The 22,542-nt window shown below is 45.9% G+C and carries 21 protein-coding genes; 8 read left to right on the top strand and 13 right to left on the bottom strand.

Annotated elements, in window-relative coordinates:
* Window positions 1-36: 36 nt before the first annotated feature.
* The 3 genes from ORJ01_RS11420 to ORJ01_RS11410 are packed head-to-tail and all read right to left on the bottom strand — an operon-like array spanning window position 37 to window position 4,684.
* On the bottom strand, window positions 37-3,078 hold the full coding sequence (locus ORJ01_RS11420) for an efflux RND transporter permease subunit (protein WP_306178135.1): 3,042 nt from the start codon (window positions 3,076-3,078) through the stop codon (window positions 37-39).
* Window positions 3,079-3,089: 11 nt separating this feature from the next.
* Window positions 3,090-4,148, bottom strand: coding sequence for an efflux RND transporter periplasmic adaptor subunit (locus ORJ01_RS11415; protein WP_306178134.1), 1,059 nt, complete (start codon window positions 4,146-4,148; stop codon window positions 3,090-3,092).
* Window positions 4,148-4,684 (bottom strand): TetR/AcrR family transcriptional regulator, encoded by a 537-nt coding sequence (locus ORJ01_RS11410; RefSeq protein WP_306178133.1) that lies wholly within the window; start codon window positions 4,682-4,684, stop codon window positions 4,148-4,150. Before ORJ01_RS11410 ends, ORJ01_RS11415 begins: the two co-directional genes overlap by 1 nt.
* Window positions 4,685-5,025: 341 nt before the next feature.
* Here ORJ01_RS11410 and ORJ01_RS11405 point away from each other — a divergent pair, with 341 nt between their 5' ends.
* Window positions 5,026-5,430: a YccF domain-containing protein gene (locus ORJ01_RS11405; protein ID WP_226750360.1), complete on the top strand. Its 405-nt coding sequence runs from the start codon at window positions 5,026-5,028 to the stop codon at window positions 5,428-5,430.
* 99 nt (window positions 5,431-5,529) lie between these two features.
* On the opposite strand, the gene ORJ01_RS11400 is transcribed toward ORJ01_RS11405, so the two are convergent.
* Genes ORJ01_RS11400 through ORJ01_RS11390 form a run of 3 tightly spaced genes read right to left on the bottom strand, consistent with a single transcriptional unit; the run spans window position 5,530 to window position 7,618 of the window.
* On the bottom strand, window positions 5,530-6,096 hold the full coding sequence (locus ORJ01_RS11400; protein WP_306178132.1) for a PEP-CTERM sorting domain-containing protein: 567 nt from the start codon (window positions 6,094-6,096) through the stop codon (window positions 5,530-5,532).
* Window positions 6,097-6,110: 14 nt separating this feature from the next.
* On the bottom strand, window positions 6,111-7,016 hold the full coding sequence (locus ORJ01_RS11395) for a type VI secretion system tube protein Hcp (RefSeq protein WP_306178131.1): 906 nt from the start codon (window positions 7,014-7,016) through the stop codon (window positions 6,111-6,113).
* Between the two features lie 35 nt (window positions 7,017-7,051).
* A complete protein-coding gene (locus tag ORJ01_RS11390) occupies window positions 7,052-7,618 on the bottom strand; it encodes a type VI secretion system tube protein Hcp (RefSeq protein ID WP_306178130.1) in 567 nt (188 codons plus the stop codon).
* 591 nt (window positions 7,619-8,209) lie between these two features.
* On the opposite strand from ORJ01_RS11390, the gene ORJ01_RS11385 reads away from it, so the two are divergent.
* The 5 genes from ORJ01_RS11385 to ORJ01_RS11365 all read left to right on the top strand — a co-directional run bounded on the left by ORJ01_RS11385 (window position 8,210) and on the right by ORJ01_RS11365 (window position 12,823).
* On the top strand, window positions 8,210-9,553 hold the full coding sequence (locus ORJ01_RS11385) for a tetratricopeptide repeat protein (RefSeq protein WP_306178129.1): 1,344 nt from the start codon (window positions 8,210-8,212) through the stop codon (window positions 9,551-9,553).
* 134 nt (window positions 9,554-9,687) lie between these two features.
* Entirely contained in the window at window positions 9,688-10,098 is a 411-nt protein-coding gene (locus ORJ01_RS11380) for a DUF3429 domain-containing protein (protein WP_306178128.1), read from the top strand.
* 4 nt (window positions 10,099-10,102) lie between these two features.
* Window positions 10,103-10,468, top strand: coding sequence for a thiol-disulfide oxidoreductase DCC family protein (locus ORJ01_RS11375; protein ID WP_306178127.1), 366 nt, complete (start codon window positions 10,103-10,105; stop codon window positions 10,466-10,468).
* Between the two features lie 3 nt (window positions 10,469-10,471).
* Window positions 10,472-10,822, top strand: a complete 351-nt coding sequence (locus ORJ01_RS11370; protein ID WP_306178126.1) for a hypothetical protein — start codon at window positions 10,472-10,474, stop codon at window positions 10,820-10,822.
* Between the two features lie 144 nt (window positions 10,823-10,966).
* Complete coding sequence (locus ORJ01_RS11365) at window positions 10,967-12,823, top strand: M1 family metallopeptidase (protein WP_306178125.1); 1,857 nt, start codon at window positions 10,967-10,969, stop codon at window positions 12,821-12,823.
* A gap of 3 nt (window positions 12,824-12,826) precedes the next feature.
* On the opposite strand, the gene chrA is transcribed toward ORJ01_RS11365, so the two are convergent.
* The 7 genes from chrA to ORJ01_RS11330 all read right to left on the bottom strand — a co-directional run bounded on the left by chrA (window position 12,827) and on the right by ORJ01_RS11330 (window position 20,679).
* Window positions 12,827-14,026 (bottom strand): chromate efflux transporter, encoded by a 1,200-nt coding sequence (gene chrA / locus ORJ01_RS11360; RefSeq protein ID WP_306178124.1) that lies wholly within the window; start codon window positions 14,024-14,026, stop codon window positions 12,827-12,829.
* Between the two features lie 645 nt (window positions 14,027-14,671).
* Window positions 14,672-15,862 carry an organoarsenical effux MFS transporter ArsJ gene (gene arsJ / locus ORJ01_RS11355; protein ID WP_306178123.1) on the bottom strand — a complete coding sequence of 397 codons (1,191 nt, stop codon included), beginning with the start codon at window positions 15,860-15,862 and terminating at the stop codon, window positions 14,672-14,674.
* A gap of 23 nt (window positions 15,863-15,885) precedes the next feature.
* Window positions 15,886-16,890 carry an ArsJ-associated glyceraldehyde-3-phosphate dehydrogenase gene (locus ORJ01_RS11350; RefSeq protein ID WP_306178122.1) on the bottom strand — a complete coding sequence of 335 codons (1,005 nt, stop codon included), beginning with the start codon at window positions 16,888-16,890 and terminating at the stop codon, window positions 15,886-15,888.
* Window positions 16,891-17,009: 119 nt separating this feature from the next.
* On the bottom strand, window positions 17,010-17,783 hold the full coding sequence (locus ORJ01_RS11345; RefSeq protein ID WP_306178121.1) for a metalloregulator ArsR/SmtB family transcription factor: 774 nt from the start codon (window positions 17,781-17,783) through the stop codon (window positions 17,010-17,012).
* Window positions 17,784-17,995: 212 nt separating this feature from the next.
* Window positions 17,996-19,048: an aldo/keto reductase gene (locus ORJ01_RS11340; protein ID WP_306178120.1), complete on the bottom strand. Its 1,053-nt coding sequence runs from the start codon at window positions 19,046-19,048 to the stop codon at window positions 17,996-17,998.
* A gap of 190 nt (window positions 19,049-19,238) precedes the next feature.
* On the bottom strand, window positions 19,239-19,751 hold the full coding sequence (locus tag ORJ01_RS11335; protein WP_306178119.1) for a GNAT family N-acetyltransferase: 513 nt from the start codon (window positions 19,749-19,751) through the stop codon (window positions 19,239-19,241).
* Between the two features lies 1 nt (window position 19,752).
* The gene (locus tag ORJ01_RS11330; RefSeq protein ID WP_306178118.1) at window positions 19,753-20,679 is read right to left on the bottom strand and encodes a M14 family metallocarboxypeptidase; all 927 of its coding nucleotides are present in this window, start codon (window positions 20,677-20,679) and stop codon (window positions 19,753-19,755) included.
* A gap of 238 nt (window positions 20,680-20,917) precedes the next feature.
* On the opposite strand from ORJ01_RS11330, the gene ORJ01_RS11325 reads away from it, so the two are divergent.
* Entirely contained in the window at window positions 20,918-21,625 is a 708-nt protein-coding gene (locus ORJ01_RS11325) for a helix-turn-helix domain-containing protein (RefSeq protein WP_306178117.1), read from the top strand.
* A 55-nt stretch (window positions 21,626-21,680) separates the two neighbouring features.
* Window positions 21,681-22,514 (top strand): ion transporter, encoded by an 834-nt coding sequence (locus ORJ01_RS11320; protein WP_306178116.1) that lies wholly within the window; start codon window positions 21,681-21,683, stop codon window positions 22,512-22,514.
* Window positions 22,515-22,542: the final 28 nt, after the last annotated feature.

Raw genomic sequence — 22,542 nt, 5'->3', positions numbered from 1 at the left:
AGCAAAAGCCGCACTGTTAGCAACCAACAGATTCAATTAGCGGGCTAATTTGATTTTAAACACCAGCGAATACAATACCGGCACTGCCACCAAAGTTAGCACGGTGGCAAACGCCAAACCGGCCATAATGGTTATCGCCATACTGTTAAAAAACGCATCCCAAATCAGCGGCAACATACCTAAGATAGTGGTTAATGCCGCTAAGATCACCGGCCGGATCCGGCTGATGCTCGCATCAATAATGGCTTGAGCTTTATCCGTTGCTTGGCTTAATTGCAAATCCATTTCGTCAACTAACACTATGGCGTTTTTCATCAGCATGCCGGATAAACTCAAAAAGCCCAACAGCGCTGTAAAACCAAAAGGAAAGCCCGTCAGCAGAAGCCCGGCACTAACACCGCATATCGACATCGGCACAATTAACCAAATAACTAAGGGTTGTTTTAGGGAGCCAAACAACAAAATGCTAATAGCTAACATCACCAGAAAACTTAAAGGCAATTGTTTCCCTAATGAAGCTTGTGCTTCCGCTGAGCTTTCATACTCGCCTCCCCACTCCAACGTATAGCCATGAGGCAATACTAATTGCTCAACCGGCGCCCGCAAACGCTTTAAGGCTTGATCGGCGGTTATGGCCGTGGTGGGCTCTGCTTCAACGGTTAAAGTGCGTACCCGATTGCGCCTTTGGATCACCGCTTCTTCGTGCTCGGTAACAAAGCCATTAATCACCTGCGTTAGCGGGATATAGCTGTTGTCGATGCTGCTCCAAATCATGCGGTCATTTAGTCTGTCTAAATCAAATCGCTCTGCTGCCGGTGGTCGCACTACAATAGGAATTTGTTTTTCTTGCTCACGATACACACCGCTCACTAAGCCCTCACTGGCAAAAGCCAGAGTTTGCGCTAAATCGGTACGATTAACACCGGCAATGCGGGCCCGCTCTTCATTGAAATCTGGCGCTATCACCAACTCACGCTGCCGCCAGTTTTGCCTGATATCGGTCACGCCGTCGGTATTACGCATAATATCCGCCACTTGTTGGCCGAGTTGCCGCAAGACGGCCTCATCACTACCAGAAATGCGAGCCTGTAACTTTGCCCCGGTACCAGGGCCAAACATTAGCCGCTCAGTATAAATTTCAGCACTGGGGAACTGAGCTGGTAAAGTTTGCCGCAAATACTGCATCAATGGCGGGATCGCATCACGCGCCTTGGTGCGAATGATCAATTGACCATAAGCGCTATTCGGCAATTGGGGTGCGTAAGTCAACATAAAACGGCTGGCACCTGCGCCAACAAAACTACTGACCGACTCCACTGACGCTTCGGCCAAAATAATCTTTTCTATTTCGGCAATATCGCGCTCAGTGGCACGAATATCGGTGCCTTGCGGTAAATAATAATTTAAGTAAAACAACGGGGTATTAGAGGCAGGGAAAAATACCTGCTTAACTTGGCCAAAACCAATAACGCTGATCACAGTAAGCACCATCAGCAAACCGATGGTAACGGCGCGCTGCTGCAAAGCTAAACGGAGCACTTTGGCATAACGCTGATAAACAAAACCGGCATAAGGATCACGTTGCTCGCTGTCTGCGGCCACTTTAAACAAATAATGACCTAACAAAGGGGTAACAGTAATCGCCAAAACCCAGCTTAATAATAAGGAAATACCAATCACTGCGAATAACGAAAACAAAAACTCACCCGTGCTATCAGGCGACAAGCCAATACCGGCAAAGGCCATAATGCCAATAACCGTGGCACCTAATAACGGCACTTGGGTGCGACTGGCCGCCTCCGCTGCAGCTTGGCGTGATGCCATGCCTCGCTGCATATTTATCAGCATGGTTTCGGCCACCACAATGGCATTATCAACCAACATCCCCATGGCGATAATCAGCGCACCTAACGAAATACGCTCCATTTCGATTTGCCATATGCGCATAAAGAACAGAGTGCCCAGCACAGTAAGCAATAAGGTGCCGCCGACGACAATACCCACGCGCCAGCCCATGGTTAAACACAGCACGGCGACCACAATCACCACAGAAATTAATAAATTCACAATAAAATCATTAATCGCTTTATCCACCACAATATGTTGCTGGTAGATCGGCTGTAACTCGATGCCCAGTGGAATACGCGGCGTTAAAGAGGCTAAGTGCAAATCAACGGCATTACCTACATCGACAATATTGGCATCACTTAAGCCGGCAATGGCAAGCGTAAAAGCCGCTTTGCCGTTATGACGGATCAAGTGTGTCGGCGTTTCCGCCTCTTCTCGACTCACTTTAGCAACATCGTAAATACTCAGTTGCTCAGTGGAGCCCAAATTACCTAAACGTAAGTTCTCAATCGCACTGATCGAATCTAAGCCAGGCTTACTGACTAAGCGGATACGCTTATCGCCAACGGCTAAAGAGCCGGCCGCCGCGACGGTATTTTCAGCTTGTAAGGTACCAATCACTAAATCTAAAGGTAAGCCCATGCCCAGCAACCGCTCTTGGGCAATCTCTACATAAATTTTCTCTTGTGGCTCGCCCGCGGTTTGTACTTTTGCCACACCCGGCACCATCAGCATTTCGCGCCGTAAAAACGTGGCCAACTCACGGATCTCGCGATCACTATACCCTTCAGCAGTGACTGCATAAAAAATACCAAACACATCACCGAAATCGTCATTGACTGAGGGCGTCATTACCCCGGCAGGCAATGACCGACTGCTATCGCTGATTTTTCGCCGTAACTCATCCCAAATTTGCGGCATAGCTGGGCCATTGTAAGTATCTTGGATCACTACACGGATCTCAGATTTGCCTGGGAAGGATTTAGACGTCACGCGCTTTAATTGCGGTAATTGCTGCACTGCCGATTCGAGTACCTCAGTCACTTCCTCTTCCACCTCGGTTGCCGTCGCCCCAGGATAATAGGTGATCACCATGGCTTCTTTCAGGGTAAAGGCCGGATCTTCTAAACGACCGATGGTATTTAGCGCCCAAAGCCCCCCCAAAAAACAAAGCATAATCAACATCCAAGTGTTGACCTGTTTATCAATCGCATAACTCGCCATTTTCATGCGGTTGACTCCTAATATTTTTCAAACGGACGCACGACTTGGCCGTCTTGTAAATGATAAATACCCGCAGAGACCACCTGATCGCCGGCTTTTAAACCGGAAAGTACTTCAACTTGCTGCTGGTGGATCCGACTGACTTGGATCGGTTGTCTGCTGACTTGCTGAGTTTCGGCTTGATAAATCCAAACATGGAATTGCTCTGGCGTTGAAGTATCTAATGCCGAGACGGGGATCAACATATTATTCTGAGCAGCATTGTTCTCGGTGACCACCGTCACCGTCATGCCTGGCAATAAATTTTCACCGGCGAGTCGCGGCATAGCAAAAGACACTTGATAAGTTTGCGTAACCACATCCACTTCCGTCGCATGCTCACGGTAAGTAAGCGGGTGAAGGCTGGCATTATCATCAGATAATTTCACATACACCGCATAATCGGCTTTATCTTGCACTTGGCGCATCATTTGCTCTGGCACGTTAATGTGCACGCGTAATTCAGAGACATTCTGCACGCGTAAAATGGGTGTACCGGCCGTAACGGTGGAATAACGCTCGATTAAGCGACGTGTAACTAACGCATCAAAAGGCGCGTTTAACTGCGTGTACTGGCTATTACGCTCGGCGTTTTGCAACGCAACTTGCGCAATATCAAAATTAGTTTGTAACTGGTCAAAAGCCGACGGGGTTAAGATCCCTTGTTTACGCAGTGGCTTAGCCCGCTCTAAATCTCGCTGCGCTTGAGCAAGTTGCACTTCGGCTTGTTGCACGGCCAGTTGATAATCGGTGTTATCCAGTGCCGCTAATAGCTCACCTGCAGGAATAATTTCGCCTTGCTGAACCGGTAAAGCAGTTACACGCCCGCCCACTTGAAAGGCTAAATCGACAGTACTGACCGCATCAATTCGCCCAATAAAACTGCGACTGTTGGCATGTTCATCGCCGCTAACGGTATATAATTTTACCGTGGTTAGTGTGGTAGCTGACTCTTGGCTTACCGAGTCGGAACAAGCACTGAGAAATATCAGCAGGCTAAGTACGCTACAGATCAGAGTAAAAGATGGGCGGTTCATTAACTTAGCTCCTGTGCACGAATCGTCATATAATTTTCCAATTGACTGTGTTGTTCTGGGGTCAAGGGTGAAATGTTCAGCAACTGATGAAAGGTTAAGGCTTCACTGACCAGCAATAATGACATCACTTCGGGACTGTGATGATGCTCAGCTAAAATGTCGTTAAATACCTTACGGTTATGTTGCTGCAACGGCTTTAACAGTGCCGGTTGCTCAGCTGCCGCCGCTAAGATAGCCATCGCGGTATTACTGCTTAATTGCTGAGTGAAACACTCTCGCGCTTTTAAGAAAGCCGCTAATTTTGAAGACTCTGTTGCAACAAACTGTTGGCGGCTGTGCTCAGCATCATCCACTAAAAATTGCACCATGGCACTGAGCAAAGCTTCTTTTGACGGAAAGTGATATAGCAAGCCACCTTTACTTAAGCCACTGGCTTGTGCCACCGCATCCAAGGTGACCTTACCCGGCCCTTTTTCTGCAGCAACGGCTAAGGCCGCTTGTAAAATCTGTTGTACGGTAATTTGCGCTTTATTCACGTTTGCTGCACCCTCAAATCAAAACCGTCTAGTCGGTATAGTATAACGGCAAAATCACAAACCGACCAGTTGGTACAGTAAAAGTTTTATCACAGACTCAGCTAAGCGCTATCTGGGCAACACTGTCGGGTTAGGGTTGTGCCACAGGTGCCTAGGTATTTTTACTATAAACTGGTTAAATACACACAAAAATACGCTTAGGAAATTACAAGCTAAAAATAAAACAAATATAAACAATAACTTAAAGTTGGCACATTTATCGCTTTGTTTTGTCAGCGGCCAAAGTGCAAAGACACGTGAACGGCAAGCGTATTAAATTTAATGAGGTTGTGGAGCGCAAGATGAGTGTATTACGGTTAATTTTTAATATTTTATGGTTTTTACTCGGCGGGCTAGTGATGGGCTTAGCCTGGTGGATTATTGGCTTAATTTGCTTTATCAGCATTATTGGCATTCCGTTCGGTCGTGCCTGCTTTGTCATGGGGAAACTGGCGTTCTGGCCCTTTGGCCGCGATGCGATTAATCGTCGCTATATTAACCGCGTAGAGGATTTTGGCACCTCGGCTTTTGGCACTCTGGGCAATATTGTCTGGTTTATCTTCTTTGGTATTTGGCTGGCTATTGGCCACTTAATGCATGCCTTGGTTTGCTTCCTTAGTATTATTGGCATTCCTTTTGGCATCCAGCACTTAAAATTAGCTGGTTTAAGTATCGCGCCCATTGGTAAAGGCATCGTGGGGCGTTAAATTGACTTAATTATGTTCGGTTTAAGTCACTTAGTTTGCATGAAAAAATACCCCCAACTGATTGGGGGTATGGTGAGCACTGTAAATACACTTTAACGGTTAGTTTAATCGCACTTGCCTTATACGATAAGCGGCAAAAGCCAAAAGCCCCAACCCGAACAAGTACAAAGAGCCCGGCTCAGGAACTGCCGCGATGGCAATATCACCAGCAGCAAGAGGAGCAGAGTAAGGATCTTTCAATTGCTCATCATACACTTCAAATTGCTGCAAACTCGGCAGGCCTATTCCAAAGTAAGAATATTGAACCACAAAATTTGAGACGCTTTGACCAACAGTAATTGCTGTAAAGTTTGAATAAACGTCAATATAACCATCGTCTCCAAAATCAAAATCATAGGTAAATATTTCCCAATCTGGTCCAAATTCCGCAGTAGGTATATAAACTAAATTGGCATATTGAGTAGCATCAAAGTAAAGCGTAAACCAATTGATATCCAACAATAAGTTGTTGGTAATAGTATAACGCGATTCCCAGGTTGTCCCGGTTATATTGGTCGCCGTGCCGCTAATCAACGCCGCAAATGCGGGCTGAAAGCTCAGCATCACGAAACAGGTTAACGTCGTGATTATTTTTTTTATCTGCATTTTTAAATTCCCGTAATTCATCTATTCCGCTTAAATCAGTTATAAGACTGAATGGAATATATGGGTTGCTGAAAAAGACATTTATCACCTACTGGGGTATACATCGTTTGAATCGTCGCCGTATTAAAAGCAACATTTTCGGTTAAACGATCTTCTCCACCACTGCTACCACTGCTTAGCCCGACCACCAAAACGTTACTTAACGTAATGGCATATTGCGTATACAAACTTGTGCCACATTGCTTAATAACATCGATTTGCACCTCATCAAAAAGCTCGCCTTTGGCAATCGCTAATCTCAGCGGATTACTTGCTGCATCTAAGTATTTGGTGACGTTAACATTACCAAGATTAAACGTGCCTGCCCCAGCCCCTCCGCCAACATGGGTGGTACTTGAATTACTTGCTCCCTCACTCCAGGCTAATACTTGGATCCACTCTTTATGGCTTGAACTTTCTACCTCACCTTTAATGGCAGGCCCATCAATCTTCATAAAGATACCCACTGCAGTTGGACTGCGGGACGGCGGGGTTGGTGGTGGTGGCAAATCGCCTTCAATTCTCCAAACAAGATCCGCTAAGGTATAAGCTTGGCGTACATTGATTTGAATAGTGAAGTCATTACTACTTGATACACTGCTATTGGCCGTAATAGCACCAAACTCCACGTTTCCTTGAATAATTGATATGCTGCTTGGTGCTGAGACTAAACTGGCTTTCACGTTCGTTAAATCAACAGCCGAGACATTTTGCGCCAAGGCGCGTAATCGATATTCACTGACGGTACGGGTCACTCGGCGCGAACTCACTAAAGTAAAGTTTTTATCATCAATAATGATTTGATCATTAAGAACTTCAGCCACAGCAAAACCGGAAAAAGTCACTAACAGCCCGGCCAATAACCATGACAGGCTATAAAAGCTATTTATCAATAACCTCATGTGATTAACTCCTCATAATTGGGGTTACTGATTGGTTATAGCTGTACATTTGTCGCGATATTCCAACCTATCGAAATTGGCGCTAACGGATTGCCAAATCTATCAATAGGATAATAGGTCCAGGTGACTTCAGCGAAATTCAATGACACATTTTCAGTCAGCCTATCTTCGCCACCACTGCCTCCGGCAGAAAACGACGTAACTATGACATTTTTCATTTCTATCTTAAAATATTGCGTCGCACTGCTACCCGCTCTTCTTGCTATTAAGGTTGCCTTTTCGACATGACCGCCATTTGCCACTAACAATCTTAATGCCGGACTGGCACTGTCCAAATATTTAGTAAAAGTAAGATCTGTAAAACTGGCTTTACCCGCCCCGCCACCGGCGCCAGAATGCGTTGTTCGCGGATTGGATAACCCTTCTGACCAAGCCAGAATATCCATGGCACCACTGTTTTTCGCGTCTTGCGATTCACCAACAATACCATCCATTTCTAAAAATATATCAACGGCAGCGTAACTAACGATAGGCGTCATTAATAAGCTAGTGGCAGTAACAATGGTGAGTAAACTTTTTGAGAGTGAATTTATTGTTTTCATAAATTATCCTAAGCAGAAGATGAAGTGAACGTTCTATACACCTCAACTATTAATGCGAATGAAATGTTAATTTCATCCAAGAAAGAAATTGCCAATATTATTTTAAGTGATATTAAAAAAAGATTTGAAATAGCACTAAACATACTCCTCAAATTCAATATCACCATAAAAATAATTTTTTTATTTCCTAAACACTATTTTTACATGCATATTTAATGCCACTAAAATTAAAGCTCACTAAATTAGTAGCTTAAAAAAGTAAGCGAAAATGGCAACACAACACTGTAAAGAAAGCTGACAATATTTTTATGCTAGTTTATATTTTTTAGAAAATTCAGAGGAAAATAACCACGTCAGAAAATAAGATATAAATTTAATGACATTTTTTTACATGAAGTATGAAAGAGAGATAATCAGGCTGGGATTTATTTATCTTCACAAAATAAACACTAAAGAGTAACGCCATGTAGCATATTAAATATTTAGATTTGCACTCATTTTTAAATTATTCCTCTCCTGATTTTGGCTGTATTTGAAACATTAAAAGAACTTAACTGTAAATTGATAACGCCTTAGGATAAGGTGTCAATAATGTCAGTAACGAGCCTGATCATGTCGCAAACTAAAAACAATAAGATCACGCATAATTTAGAATTAGCGAGAGCGCTGCATAAACAAGGCAACCTGACACAAGCTACTGCAGCCTATAAAAAGGTTTTGCGCTTAGCACCCACGCAACCTGACGCACTGCACTATTTAGGGTTAGTGTATTATCAAACAGGGCAAGTGAATGAAGCGCTATTCAACATAAAGCGGGCGCTGGTAATCGCACCACATTATGCTGATGCGATGAATAATTTGGCTAATATTTACAAAGAAACGGGCGATCTGCTGAAAGCACAAGCGCTTTACACTCGGCTACTGAGCATTGCACCTCACCACACCAATACGCTGATTAATCTTGCGATAATTTTCAAGCAAACCAAACAAACACAAGAAGCACTTCATCTGATTCATCGAGCCTTAGCGCTTGAACCACAGCATGTGATTGCTCATTACAATCTTGGGAATATTCAGATTGACCTGCAACAGTTTGAACTGGCTAAATCTTCGTTTATGAAGGTGTTAATGTTAGAGCCGTTGCACCATCAAGCAACGAAGCAACTGGCCTACGTTTTAGCCGAGTTAGGTCAAACAGCAGCAGCTATCGAAACCTTACAAAACCTTATCGAACATAGGCCAGAGGATGCTATTGCTCAGCACCTTCTCGCCGCCTATACACAAAATACCCCACCGCTTAGAGCCGCCGATAATTACATCAAACAAACCTTTGATCACTATTCTGCCAGTTTTAATCTGTCCTTGGCGCAACTGGAATACCAAGTGCCGCAACTTATTGGTGAAAAAGTACTCAGCAGTCTTTCTCCGGCCAGCTCACAGCACGATATTCTTGATCTTGGTTGCGGCACTGGGCTTTGTGCTGAATTCATTAAACCCGTTTGTCGGGCTCTTATTGGCGTAGATTTATCTGCCAAAATGTTAGCTCAAGCTGCAAAACTTAATCTTTATAAGGAACTGCATGAAGCGGAGTTAGTTGAGTTCATGTCAAAAACGGTTAAACCATTTGATTGTGTCATTTGTGCCGATACTTTTGTCTACCTTGGGGAGTTGCACAGCGCCTTTTCTGCCACACTGCGTGTGCTTAAGCCTCAAGGTTATTTTATTTTTAGCGTTGAACAACATAGTACTACCGTTAACAGCAATGATTATTACCTGCAGCGTAATGGTCGTTACAGTCACACTAAAGCCTATATCAATACGGCGTTGCAGTTAGCAGGTTTTACTCTATGTACTATCGAAAACATTGTGCCACGCTTAGAAAAAGGTAAAGCCGTCTCGGGGGCGCTAATTGTGGCGCAAAAACCAGGCAAATAGACACACTAAATGACCACTGACTCGCTCTAGCTTAATCAATAGCCAACAAAAAAATAAAAGTACTATTGAGCCCTCGACTTTTGATCGCCTGTTACGCGAACATCGTAGATTGAAACCTGTTTGAGGAGAAACGTATGATTCACCTGCTTGGCTATGCTGGTTTAATTCCCTTTTTGTTACTGCCTGTTGTTAGCTTAGTCTGGCCGCTTATGGCCCCCGCACAAGCCATGTTGTTATTTCAGTTTTATAGCTGTTTAATTTTAGGTTTTATGGCAGGCGTTTTATGGCCGGTATTACATCAGCCTAAGGCGGCTACACAGCAAGCCTTAGCCGCGGTTAGTTTCCCCGTGGTTAGTTTTTTAGCCTTAGCTCTGCTTCCTGCTTACAGTGTGCTGATCCAAGCGGGCTTATTTTTAACACTAAGCTTTTATGAACATTTTTCTGGTATAAGCCAACATTATCAGCGCAGTTATCGTCAGTTACGTTATCAGTTGACTGCAGTAGTGGTCAGTTGTCATCTTGGGTATTTTTATTTTTATGGATAACGCAATGTCAGTCAGCCAGAACCAAACCGCCTTGTTTTTTGATGGTAGCTGTAAGTTGTGTCGGCATGAAATCAATTGGTTAGGCCCTAAGCTAAAGGGAAAAATGCAACTGGTGGATATTAGCCAGCCCGATTTCACAGGCTTTAACGGCGCCAGTAAAATGCAAATGATGCAGCAAATTCATGTTTGGGATGGCCAGCAATTTCAGGTAGGTTTAACTGCCACACTTTTTTATTGGCGACTCGCCGGTTTAAGGCTATTACCGGCTATTTTGGCTTTTCCGTTAATTCGCCCCATCGCCAATTGGGCTTATCAGTATTGGGCGCGCAAACGCTTAAACTGCACAGACGGCCAGTGTGAGATAAAATAGCCAATGCGTCCTCCTAGTCACCGTGTGCGTAGCAAAGCGCAGCAACAATCCGACTGGCAGTTACTGCAATTACATGCGCGTATTGCTGATAAACTGTTGGCCAATCCTCAGCTGGCCATCCCCCTACTTGAAAAGTTAGAACTGCGCTATCAAACCGGTTTAATTAAGCATTGGGGTTATATTCGTTGGCACAGTATTTTAACGATGATGCATGAACCTGAGATCTTTAAACAGGCATTACTTGAAGACAGTGACAGCATGCGCCGGCTGCGTCGCAAAACGCTGCTAACCGGCATCCTGACCGAGCAAGAGCGAGATAGCTTGCTGCTGGAGCAGCAAACCGAAACTGACTAAGCATCACCTAGCTTTAGCGCAAAAAATTTACCATGCGTCCTTACGCAGTCTAGTTAGCTGAGCAGACAGATAGCCGTCTTGTATTGGCGCCAGCTTTGGCCGTACACTGTTGTTCTTCGTTTTGATGTTCTTGCAGGAACCGCTATGTTTGTGCGCCCGCTGTTATTCGTGTGCTTAATGTTATTCACCAGCCTTTTTATACAAACCGCTCAGGCCAAGGATAGTTATACCTATGCCAACCTAGAAGATGTTCGCGTTAGCCATTTGTACTTAGATTTACAGGTCGATTTTCAAAAGCAGGCCTTAATCGGTTTTGCGGAGCTCACACTGGATTGGCAACACAAAGAGCGTAATCACATTACGCTCGATACCCGCGATTTAGACATTAAAAAGGTGTATGCCCGTCGTGCTGATGGCCAGTGGCGACAAGTGCCTTTTCAGTTGGCCGCGCGTGATGCGGTACTGGGCAGTAAATTGACCATTACACCGGGGTTTCAACCGAAGAGAATTCGTGTTCAATACCAATCTACTCCGGCCGCATCAGGATTACAGTGGCTGAGTAAAGCGCAAACCGCCGGTAAAACGCAGCCGTTTATGTTTAGTCAAAATCAAGCTATTCATGCCAGAAGCTGGATCCCAATTCAAGATAGCCCCGCACTGCGCTTAACTTACACGGCACGTATTCAAACCGATCCTGAACTGCTGGCGGTGATGAGCGCGCCCAACTCACCAAGCGCCGAGCGCAGCGGTGATTATCGCTTTAACATGCCACACCCCATCCCGCCGTATTTGCTAGCGCTGGCTGTCGGTGATTTGCACTTTAAAGCGATGAGCGAGCAAACCGGCATTTATGCCGAAACTTATATTTTAGAGGCCGCGGCCAAAGAATTTGCCAGTACCCAACAAATGATTGCCGCCACAGAACAGCTCTACGGCGAGTATCGTTGGGGCCGGTATGATTTATTGATTTTACCGCCCAGCTTCCCGTTTGGTGGTATGGAAAACCCAGTGCTGTCGTTTATTACCCCCACGGTGGTGGCTGGCGATGGCAGTTTAGTGAATTTAATTGCGCATGAGTTAGCGCATTCTTGGTCCGGTAACTTAGTGACCAATGCCACTTGGCAAGATCTGTGGCTAAATGAGGGCTTCACCTCTTATGTGGAAAACCGCATTATGGAGCAGGTGTTTGGCACTGATCGTGCGCTAATGGAGCAGGCCTTATCGGTGCAAGATTTAATGAAAGAGCTGCCCAGCCTAGCCGCTGATGACACACAGCTTTATCTGGATTTAAAAGGCCGTGATCCAGACGATGCCTTTACTGGCGTACCCTACACCAAAGGCCAACTATTTTTGATGTTTTTAGAACAGCGCTTTGGCCGTGCGGTATTCGATCCTTTTGTGCGCCAATACTTTGCCGACCATGCCTTTGAAAGTATTACCACCGCAGAGTTTGAGCGTTATTTAACCGCGAATTTACTGCAAGTACACCCGGGTAAAGTCAGCACTGCAGAGGTGCAAGAGTGGATCCACGGCAGCGGTTTGCCTGCCAGCTCGCCTAAGCCGCAGTCGGATGCGTTTTTACGCGTGCAGCAATACAGCAATGCTTGGCGCTCTGGCTTAACTGCCCTTACCGAGATCCCCACCAGCGAGTGGACGGTGCACGAATGGCTGTATTTTATTAATAACTTGCCACTTGATATCAACCTTGGGCAATTGCAACAGTTAGACAGTGCCTTTGCGCTGACGCAATCGAGTAATAGTGAAATTGCCCATGCTTGGTTTTTGTTGGCGTTAAAAACTAATTACACCGCGGTGTTACCGGCACTTGAGGGCTATTTGCTGAAAATTGGTCGGCGTAAGCTGATTTTGCCGCTGTATAAACAACTGGCCAGCACGCCAGAGGGGTTGGCACTGGCACGCAAAGTGTATCAGCAGGCTCGCCCTGGCTATCATCCTCTAGCCCAAGGCAGTGTTGATGAGATCTTAAAACTCGCTAACTAAGCCTTAGCCAATTAGCGTTAATAGCGCCCCCAAAGCGCCGCCAGCCAGCACAAGTTGCCAAGCTGGCCGGCGCCAAAACTGCAATGCCACAAACCCACCAAGTGCAATAGCCAGATCAACAACATTAAAGATACTGTTTTGCCAAATCGGCTGATACAAGGCCGCCAATAAAATACCAGTAACGCTAGCCCCTACCCCGGCCATCACTCGGCTGATGGTGGCAGAGCTGCGCAATTGCTGCCAATAGGGTAATACCGCTGCCAGCACTAAAAATGACGGTAAAAAGATGGCTAACAGGGCTAATACCCCGCCACTGAAGCCCGAAACTGGGCCGGTATTTGCAGCCCCAAGAAAAGCCGCGAAGGTAAAGAGTGGGCCTGGCACCGCCTGTGCAGCGGCATAGCCGGCTAAAAAGGTGTCAGCATCCACTAGGCCATTTGGCACCACTTCCGCTTGTAATAACGGCAGTACTACATGGCCGCCACCAAACACTAAGGCACCGGCCCGGTAGAAGGATTCAAACAGCGCTAACGCAGCGCTGGGATACAACTGTACCCATAACGGCAAGCCGATTAACAACAGCAGAAACAGTAGCCCAAAGCCTTTGGCGGCAGTACTTGATATCTTTAAGGGTAAGGCGTTGCTGCTGCTCGGCTCTGGTGCTAAGCACAGATAGCCTAAGAAGGCGCCAAGTACAATTACCAGAGGTTGTAACCAAACAAGCGGGAATACTAATAGCAGCAATGTGCTGATGGTCATAATGCTGATTTTTGTTTTGGTATTACACAGGGTTTTTGCCATGCCCCAGACGGCATGGGCAACGACGGCAACGGCTACCAGCTTTAAACCATGCAACACACCTTGCGTGAGCGCGCTTTGTAAAAGGGGTAAGCTTATACTAAAGGCAATGAGTAGTATGGCGGAGGGTAAGGTAAAGCCTAACCATGCAGCCAAAGCGCCGCGGTAATGGCCACGCAGCAAACCAATGGCTAAACCTACTTGGCTACTGGCGGGGCCAGGTAAAAACTGGCACAGCGCAACGAGTTCGGCATAATCACGCTCGCTAAGCCATTGGCGTTTTTCAACGAATGCGTAACGAAAATAGCCCAGGTGTGCCACGGGGCCTCCAAAGGAGGTGATCCCAAGTACGAAAAAAATCCGGAACAAGCTCCAGAAGCGAGAGTGTGATGCGGTTTCAGTCATGGTTAACCTGTTATTGCGCTTTCATTATTATTGAGCAACGGCCCTTAGCTGCGTTTTTAGCGTCAGTTTACACAACGCTGCAAGCGTTGATGCACCCGGAGGCTAAACGCGACGTACAACTTTGCAAAGTACGCTGTGGATACATATTCGTTCAACTAATGCTGCGAGTTCAGTTCATCCGGTGACCCAGTACTCCGTACACCTTCGCTGGGGCACGCCGTAAATACATCCCTGTAGGCTCCTCTTTGGCATCCATGCCAAAGACGTCCCCAGCAAAGGGTACTGCGCACTTGTCACCTCGTTTGATATTTATGTGTCATCTAAGCTGAAACAAACATTATAAGATGCTTACCGTTACAGAACGCCATGTATAACGTTATCTTTTAAAGGTATTTTCTAGCCAAGCAGAGAGCAGATATTGCTAAGCAAAGCCTCTCCGGCATTGATGCCTGACAAATTCGTCTGAAACGAATTTGGACAGCTCTGCTGGCCCTAAGGGGCGGATTCACGGCGTACCTCAGAAAAAATGGACGTAGCTCCTCGCCATATTTAGTGCACAAAACTCTTTTTGTGTGCCAAAAATTCACAACCACACCACTGTGAAACAGCTGCATGGTGTAATTTTGTATGTCACACTTCATTTATTTATTGCAGTTTTAATCGCCAAGTACACAACACCGCCCCGAGTAACAGCAAACCGGATAACCACAAACACGCCACTAACCCATAACTTTGGTATGCCCAGCCTGATAACAAGGTTCCAGCTAAACGCCCGGCGGCATTGGCCATATAATAAAAGCCTACATCCAGCGACACGCCATCACGATTGGCACTGGCAACAATTAAGTAGCTATGTAAGCTCGAGTTAATGGCAAAAAACACACAGTAAAGCAATAAACCACACAACAGCGCGAGTAACGGCTGAGCGCTATACAGCATGGCGACACCTATTAACCAAGGCAACAAGGCTAACAGCAGTACCCAATTAAGTGCTGTACTGGCCGTTGGCGGCGCTTGCTTATTACTTAGGGTAAGCTTAGGGGTAAACGCCTGCACTATGCCATAGGCAATAACCCAACTGGCTAAAAACGCCCCCACTGCACTTTGTGACCAATCGGCAATACTCGCCAAATACAACGGCAACGCAATCACAAACCATACATCGCGCGACGCAAATAAACAAAAACGTGCCGCCGATAACCAATTTAAACTGGCACTTTTAGACAGCAGCTCTGTAAATTTCGGTTTAAAGCTTTTTTTGCCAAGATCCTGTTTCAGCAAGACTAAACTTAATACCCATACCAGCAACAAACTGCCTGCCATCGCCGCCATCGCGCCTTGAAAACCTAACCAGGCTAATAACACCCCGCCTAAAAAGAACCCCACGCCCTTAAGAGCATTTTTAGAGCCAGTTAATAGCGCCACCCACTTGTATAACGCACCTTGCGCTTCATCAGGTAGCAGCAGCTTTATGGCACTTTTTGCGCTCATTTTATTTAGATCTTTGGCAATACCTGACAACGCCTGCGCCGCCATCACCCACAGCACAGTAAGCTGTTCCGTGGGGAGCAATAACATGCTAAGTGCGACAATTTGCAGCAACAACCCCAGATTCATGGTTTTGTTTAACCCCAAACGCGCACCTAGCCAGCCCCCTACTAAATTGGTAACAATGCCAAAAAACTCATAAAACACAAATAACGAGGCGATGGCCAGTGGGCTGTAACCTAACTGATAAAAGTGCAGCACAATTAGCATGCGCAGCGCCCCATCGGTTAAGGTAAAGGCCCAGTAATTACCGGTTACAATTAAATATTGCCGTACATCTGCGTTCATGCTGCTCTCTGCCGCAAAATGGCTTATTTGGCCAAGCCAACTAATTTGGCTAACTCAACGGTGCGATTGGCATAGCCCCACTCGTTGTCATACCATGCATAAATTTTTACTTGGGTACCATTTACCACCATAGTGGAAAGCGCATCAATAATGCTCGAACGCGGATCGGTTTTGTAATCTACAGACACTAAAGGCCGTGTTTCATAACCTAAAATACCGGCCAACTCGCCCTCTGCTGCCGCTTTAAGTAGCGCATTCACTTCTTCTGCTGTGGTGGCACGCTCTACTTCAAATACACAGTCTGTCAGTGATGCATTGGCCAGTGGCACACGCACGGCATGCCCGTTTAAACGGCCTTTTAGCTCAGGGAAAATTTCGGTAATCGCCGTGGCCGAGCCGGTAGTCGTGGGTATTAAACTGCTGCCACAAGCCCGCGCGCGGCGTAAGTCTTTATGCGGCGTATCTAAAATAGATTGGGTATTGGTTAAATCATGAATAGTGGTAATGGCACCGTGTTTAATGCCTAATTTTTCGTGGATCACTTTTACCACTGGCGCTAAACAGTTAGTTGTACAACTTGCCGCCGTGACAATCTGATGAATTGAGGGATCAAACAACTGCTGATTAACCCCCATCACCACATTTAACACACCGGCTTCTTTAACAGGCGCGCTAACCACGACCCGTTTTACCCCTTGATCTAAATAGGCTTGCAGCAGCGCCTTGCTTTTCATTTTACCCGAGGCGTCGATTACCACATCACAGCCCGACCAATCCGTGTCAGCAATGGCTTTATTGGCGGTTACCTTGATGTGCTGCCCTTTGATTATCATGGCATCTTCATTGGCCGTGGCCTCATGTTGCCAACGGCCATGTACCGAATCAAAGTTAACTAAGTGCGCAAAGGTGGCCGCATCGGCCGCCGGATCGTTAATTTGCACAAATTCAAACTCAGGCCAGTCAAAGGCTGCGCGCAGTGCTAAACGGCCGATGCGGCCAAAACCATTAATTCCTACTTTAATTGTCATTATGCTGTCCTGTTTTTCATTAACATTATTCAGTTTCGACTGTTGCGGCCGTTTTTAAACTTTTGCCAGCCACAATGCCAAGCACTTAAAACTCTGTGTTGACTTTGTAAAGTGCATCGTTATTCACTACAACATTGACTGTCACGCGTTGGACGATCGCCCATAGCCGCAAGATTCGCTTGTAACGGCGCGAGAAAGGGTTGCTGCGCGACCGCCGTCTGCTTAAGGCAAGCTTGCGCCCACGGCGCTAAGGTTGGATTTAAACGGTAATACACCCACTGCCCCTGACGACGGTCGAGCAGCACCGCGGCTTTTCTCAGCATGGCCAAGTGGCGTGAAATTTTGGGCTGGGTATCTTGTAAGGCGGTCGTGAGCTCGCAAACACATAATTCTTGCTCGGCCATAATTAATAACAACGCATTGAGCCGGGTTTCATCGGCCAGTAATTTAAAAAAACTCAGTGGGGTTAAGGGTTTGTGCTGATGCTGTCGATCGTATAGCAGCACAAACATACTTAAGCGCTCGGCTAATTGATGAAGTGTGGTTTCAAAAGCATGAGAATCAGAACTTTGCTTTGGATCGCTAAAATCCCAAGCCAATAAATGCTTAGCGGTGATTTCGTTGGCGCACTCTGCCGTTGTTTTATTGCATAGCACAATCGCATAATCAAAATTGATATGCCGATATTTACTGAGGGGTTTGGCGTACAAACCCTCGGTACTGATACCCTGAGCGGCTAAAGTACTTAAAGCGCGAGGATCGGCAACAGCAGGTGCACTACCCGCACTGTATGCTGTAAAACGATCCGCATATTTATGCCGAGCTAAGCCTTCCGCTAAAATAGAACGCGCGGAGTTCTCGGTGCAAATAAACAGTAGAGTGGGTAATGTCACAATTATTCACATATGAAAAAACGAATATGCGAATTATATTATATGTGTTTATTGAAACTGCAAGCCTAAAACGCAAAGTTCATCAAACTGCCACATAACACATTTTGAAACGGACCCGTCGTTACCGACTTTACGCATACTGAGATAAAGAAATGATCCACCATCAGCTCCGAGCATAGGCTCAGTGCTGATGGTGAAAGCAGAAGGGAAATTTAAAAGGTCTGTGGATGCCGTTGTAACCAATCGTTCATGGCATCAAGTACTGCAGGTTTTAGCGGTATGGCAAAAGCCGCAATATTTTCCTGTAATTGTTGAGTGTTAGTGGCGCCGATTATCGTGGAGGTAACGCCGACAACTTGATTGGTCCAGCTTAATGCTAGCTGCGTTGGACTGATGCGAAAATTCGCCGCCAGTGCAACAAAGTCAGCGATCGCGGCATTAGATTGTGCGGTATCTCGAAATAAGCCATTACGCTGAGCGATAGACCAGCGACTGCCGGCAGGTCGCGCCCCGCCGAGATATTTACCCGACAATGCCCCACCCGCCAAAGGCGACCAAGGCAGGTATGCCAATTGCTCATGCTGACATTGCTCTAACAAATAAGGCCAGTCTTTGGTGTGCAGCGGGCCAAATTCGTTTTGCACTGAGACCATTCGAGGCAAGTTATGCTGCTTACTTAACTGCAAATATTGGCTGATCCCCCATGGGGTTTCATTTGACAAGCCACAATAACGGATTTTACCGGCCTGCACTAAATCGGCCAGTGTCTGCAAAATCGCTAAGATCTCATCTTGTTGCTGCTGCACATTGACCGTAGCAAAATTGATGCGGTTAACCGCATGCTTACCAAAATGTGGAGATGTGCGATTCGGCCAATGCAATTGATATAAATCGATATAGTCGGTATTTAAACGGCTAAGTGAGCCTTCAACGGCTGCGATGATACTTTGCGGGCTGATCGGGCTACCGTTACGAATATGACTAATACCATTACCGGCAATTTTGCTGGCAATAATCAACTTATCGCGCTGCGCAGCATGGCGGCTTAACCAATTACCCAAAATTTGCTCTGTGGCACCATAAGTTTCAGGACGTGGCGGAATAGCGTAAAGCTCAGCAGTATCAATAAAGTTTACACCAGCCTCTAACGCCAATGCTAACTGCGCATTGGCATCTGCCTGGGTATTTTGCTGGCCCCAAGTCATGGTGCCTAAGCAAACTCGAGATACACTAAGATCGCTGCTACCTAATGTTGAATACTGCATGTTTGTCTCTGAATTTATTCAAATAAGCCGACTATAGCAGATTACTCTGCATTTTAGTGACTCGTTGCGGCGCTACTGTAGATGTTACAAACAGGCAATAAGGCTAAAGTCCCAGAAACTAAAAGCCAACAGGCCAGTGTTTAGCCGTTACAACAGCAGGGAGCAGCTTGATATACGCATCACTAAAAAATTAGCCACTGGTTAAAGGCTTCTGCATATACACTGCATCTAAGCCGTAACTATGCAAAGCGCATTGTGCTTTTTCGGCTATGAGCCTGTGCGCAATAAAACCCTGTTTATGCCAAAAACGCTGCGATTTTTGAACAGCAACTAAGGCTAAACATGGCAGCGATAAAGCAGTCGCATGCTGCTCAGCTTGTTTTAACAGTATGGCGGCAATACCTTTACCCCGTGCCGCCTCACTAACGGCCAGATCATGCAGGTACAATAGATCCGCTGCCGCTGCACACTCAAACTGACTGGCTAAAACAGTCACATGCTGAGTTACCGCAGGATAACTGAATAAATAGCCAAGTAACTCACCCGCTGTATTTTCGGCCAACCAGCAACTTTCTGCCGCCACCTTTAAACGCGCACCGAGTAACGCTGGCGGTTCATATAAATCGTCGCTATAGCAGTGATCTTGCAAGGCAACCACCTTAGCAAGATCATCCGCTTGCAGCAGACGGATCCTGACATCCATACTAGCTCGCTTGCCTAACAAAGTTTAAAGCAGCACAAATCGCGGTAACTTGTGCCATAACGCATTGTTCAGGCGTGGCACTGGGGCTGTCTGGATACACTTCAGTGGTGGTCACATATGGGGCCTCTGTAACACGACCGCATAAACCCAAGGCTTTCTTTGGATAATTGATCACCCCCGGTTGTACCATAGGATCACCAATTAACTCACCGTTTTCGTCCGGCGGCGCGATATGCGTTACCTTGGCGACTTCATTAATAATTGCTTGCTGAAAAGCCGGCTCGGGTCGTTCTGCATCGCCAACGAGGTAAAAACCATCCGGAATGTTCCAATTGGTATTGACGGTGCCATCGCGCGCAGCTTTTGCTGGGCGAAACTCCGTATTATCACTGTCGGTGGTTTCATGTAAATCAATGTGTAACAAAGGGGTGATACACAGTCGCTGTATATACTCACGTAAATAACGTGCTTCGTCACTTGCACTATCACCGCTAAACGAGCGATTTGGATCCACCGCCAAAGGGCTCCAGCGATTAATCGTTTCATAAGCCCAAGGGCTGATACAAGGTGCAATTAGCAGATTAAAATCAGCTAAATACGCTGCAGCATGCTGCGCCGCAAATCGCAAAGCGCCATGCACACCACTGGTTTCATAACCATGTACGCCACCGGTAATTAACGCTAAGGGTTTATCGTTTCGCCAATCACGACTCTTTAAAATATACAGCGGGTAACAAGCAAAACCTTGCGCTTGATAATCGACCGCACCATATTGTTCTCTCTCGAAATGCGCATCGAGCGTGGCTAATAACGCTAACACATCCTGCTGATAACTGCGTTGCACTTTTTGTAAGTTAAGCCATTGCTGTTTCTCTGCTCCGGTCCAAGGCTGTCCTGGTGTGCCAATGGCATAAACTGTTTCGGTCATAGGATCCCCATTCAACAAACAACGTGTTATAACCTGATAAGCTTATCAGCCTACCTGAATCCTTGAACAACGCCAAGTCATGCGCAGGGCATCAATCCCTCAGACTGCATTAAAAATACCCAGAACGGCAGTTGTCACACCTTTGTCGGGAAGTTGACATCAAAATTACGCCCTGCTTCGCTTGCTAATAAACAGCAAAACACGTTTACTTTAGTGGTCAATTTAAGGAAAAAGATCCATGGATATTATTGCAGAAAAACTCAAAGCACTCCGCCTACAACATGGCTTATCACAGGATTTATTGGCGAAACAAAGTGGATTAAGTCTGCGCACTATTCAGCGGCTTGAGCGAGATGGCGGTGGATCCGCAGAAAGTCTGTTAGCACTCTCTGCCACATTAAATGTTAGCCCAATGGCGCTTCGCAACGAACAAGGGTTACCGATTGCACACTGGTCTTTTGTTAGTATTAGCTGTAAGGCTATTGCTTGCTTAATGTTGTTGGCAATAACGCTAGCGTTAATCATGCTAGCCTCTAACGGCAGATACACACTGTATATTGATATCATTTCATTGCTATTTTTAGCACTGTTTCTGCCAAGTGTTACTATAATAACCTTGGGTTTTGCTGGTTTAAAACGTTCAATTAGCGGGTTACGCTTGCTTTTTAGTCAACAATTATATGGTACATCGCAGTTACAACAACTTAGAAGTATTTATCGACTGCAATACCGACTCTGTTACAACGCTGCACTGCTTTGTAGTTTGTTTGGTTTGGTTAGTGTGTTTCATTACAGTGTTGAGCGCAACTCAAGCCTATTATTCTCTGGGTTAAGCGTGCTTACTTTGGCGTGGTTATATGCTGCTATGCTTGCCGAACTGGTCTATCGGCCATTAATATTTAAACTGCAACAAGCCATTCAACAGCAAAGCACAGATGCCGCTTGAGTCCCCCAATAACTGCTGTTAGGCTGAGCTCATATTAGCTATCGTAAATGCAGTGATGAATAAAAGAAACTGGCTGGCAAAACAGATAGATCCTTCGTCATGGCGTCAAGAAGGGCTATCCCCATTCAATTTATTTATATGCGTTGTCATTGTACTTTCCACAATTTTCGCCATTTTAGAAACAGAACCCTTATTAACAGAGGCTTACCCTGAATACTTTGTTTTAATTAATCAGATATTATTAATCATATTTGCTACTGAGTTAGCCTTACGTATCTATATTGCACCCTATGGGCACGGTGAACAGGGCATTAGCCGTTGGCGCTTTATTATCTCTGGCTGGACTTTGCTGGATATCTTAGTGCTGTTAACTTTTATGCCATTGTCCGAAGATTTACCGCTATTGGTGATTCGTTTGATGCGCGTTTTCCGTATTTTGCGTTTATCCCGGCTGACACGCTTTAATTACTCCCTCACTTTACTGCTGCAATCCATTCGTAAACGACAAACCGAATTGGGCATCAGCTTTCTAATAGCCCTTTTATTACTGTTATTCACGTCGATATTGTTATATTTGGTGGAAGGGAAAAGTAACCCAGAAGACTTTGGCAGTATACCGCGTACCATGTGGTGGTCTATTGCCACACTCACCACTGTGGGTTATGGCGATGTCACCCCCCTGTCGCCACTGGGTAAGTTCTGTGCCGGTATTACTGCGTTAATTGGTATTGGTTTAGTCGCCATGCCTACGGGCATATTGGCGGCCGCTTTTAGCGATGCTTATCAACAAGCCCGCGAACACAAAGCACAACACTTAAAACATTTAGAAGAACGAAGAGCCGCGGAAGCCAGCAAACGGGTTGAACAACAAAAAAATACCGAGGGCTAAAGCCATACCGCTTCAAAGAAATAACCAT

Source organism: Alishewanella sp. SMS8 (genome assembly GCF_030737935.1).
Lineage (GTDB): Bacteria > Pseudomonadota > Gammaproteobacteria > Enterobacterales > Alteromonadaceae > Alishewanella > Alishewanella maricola.
Note: the sequence above shows the minus strand (reverse complement) of the source record. Positions and strands in the feature narration are given on the sequence as shown.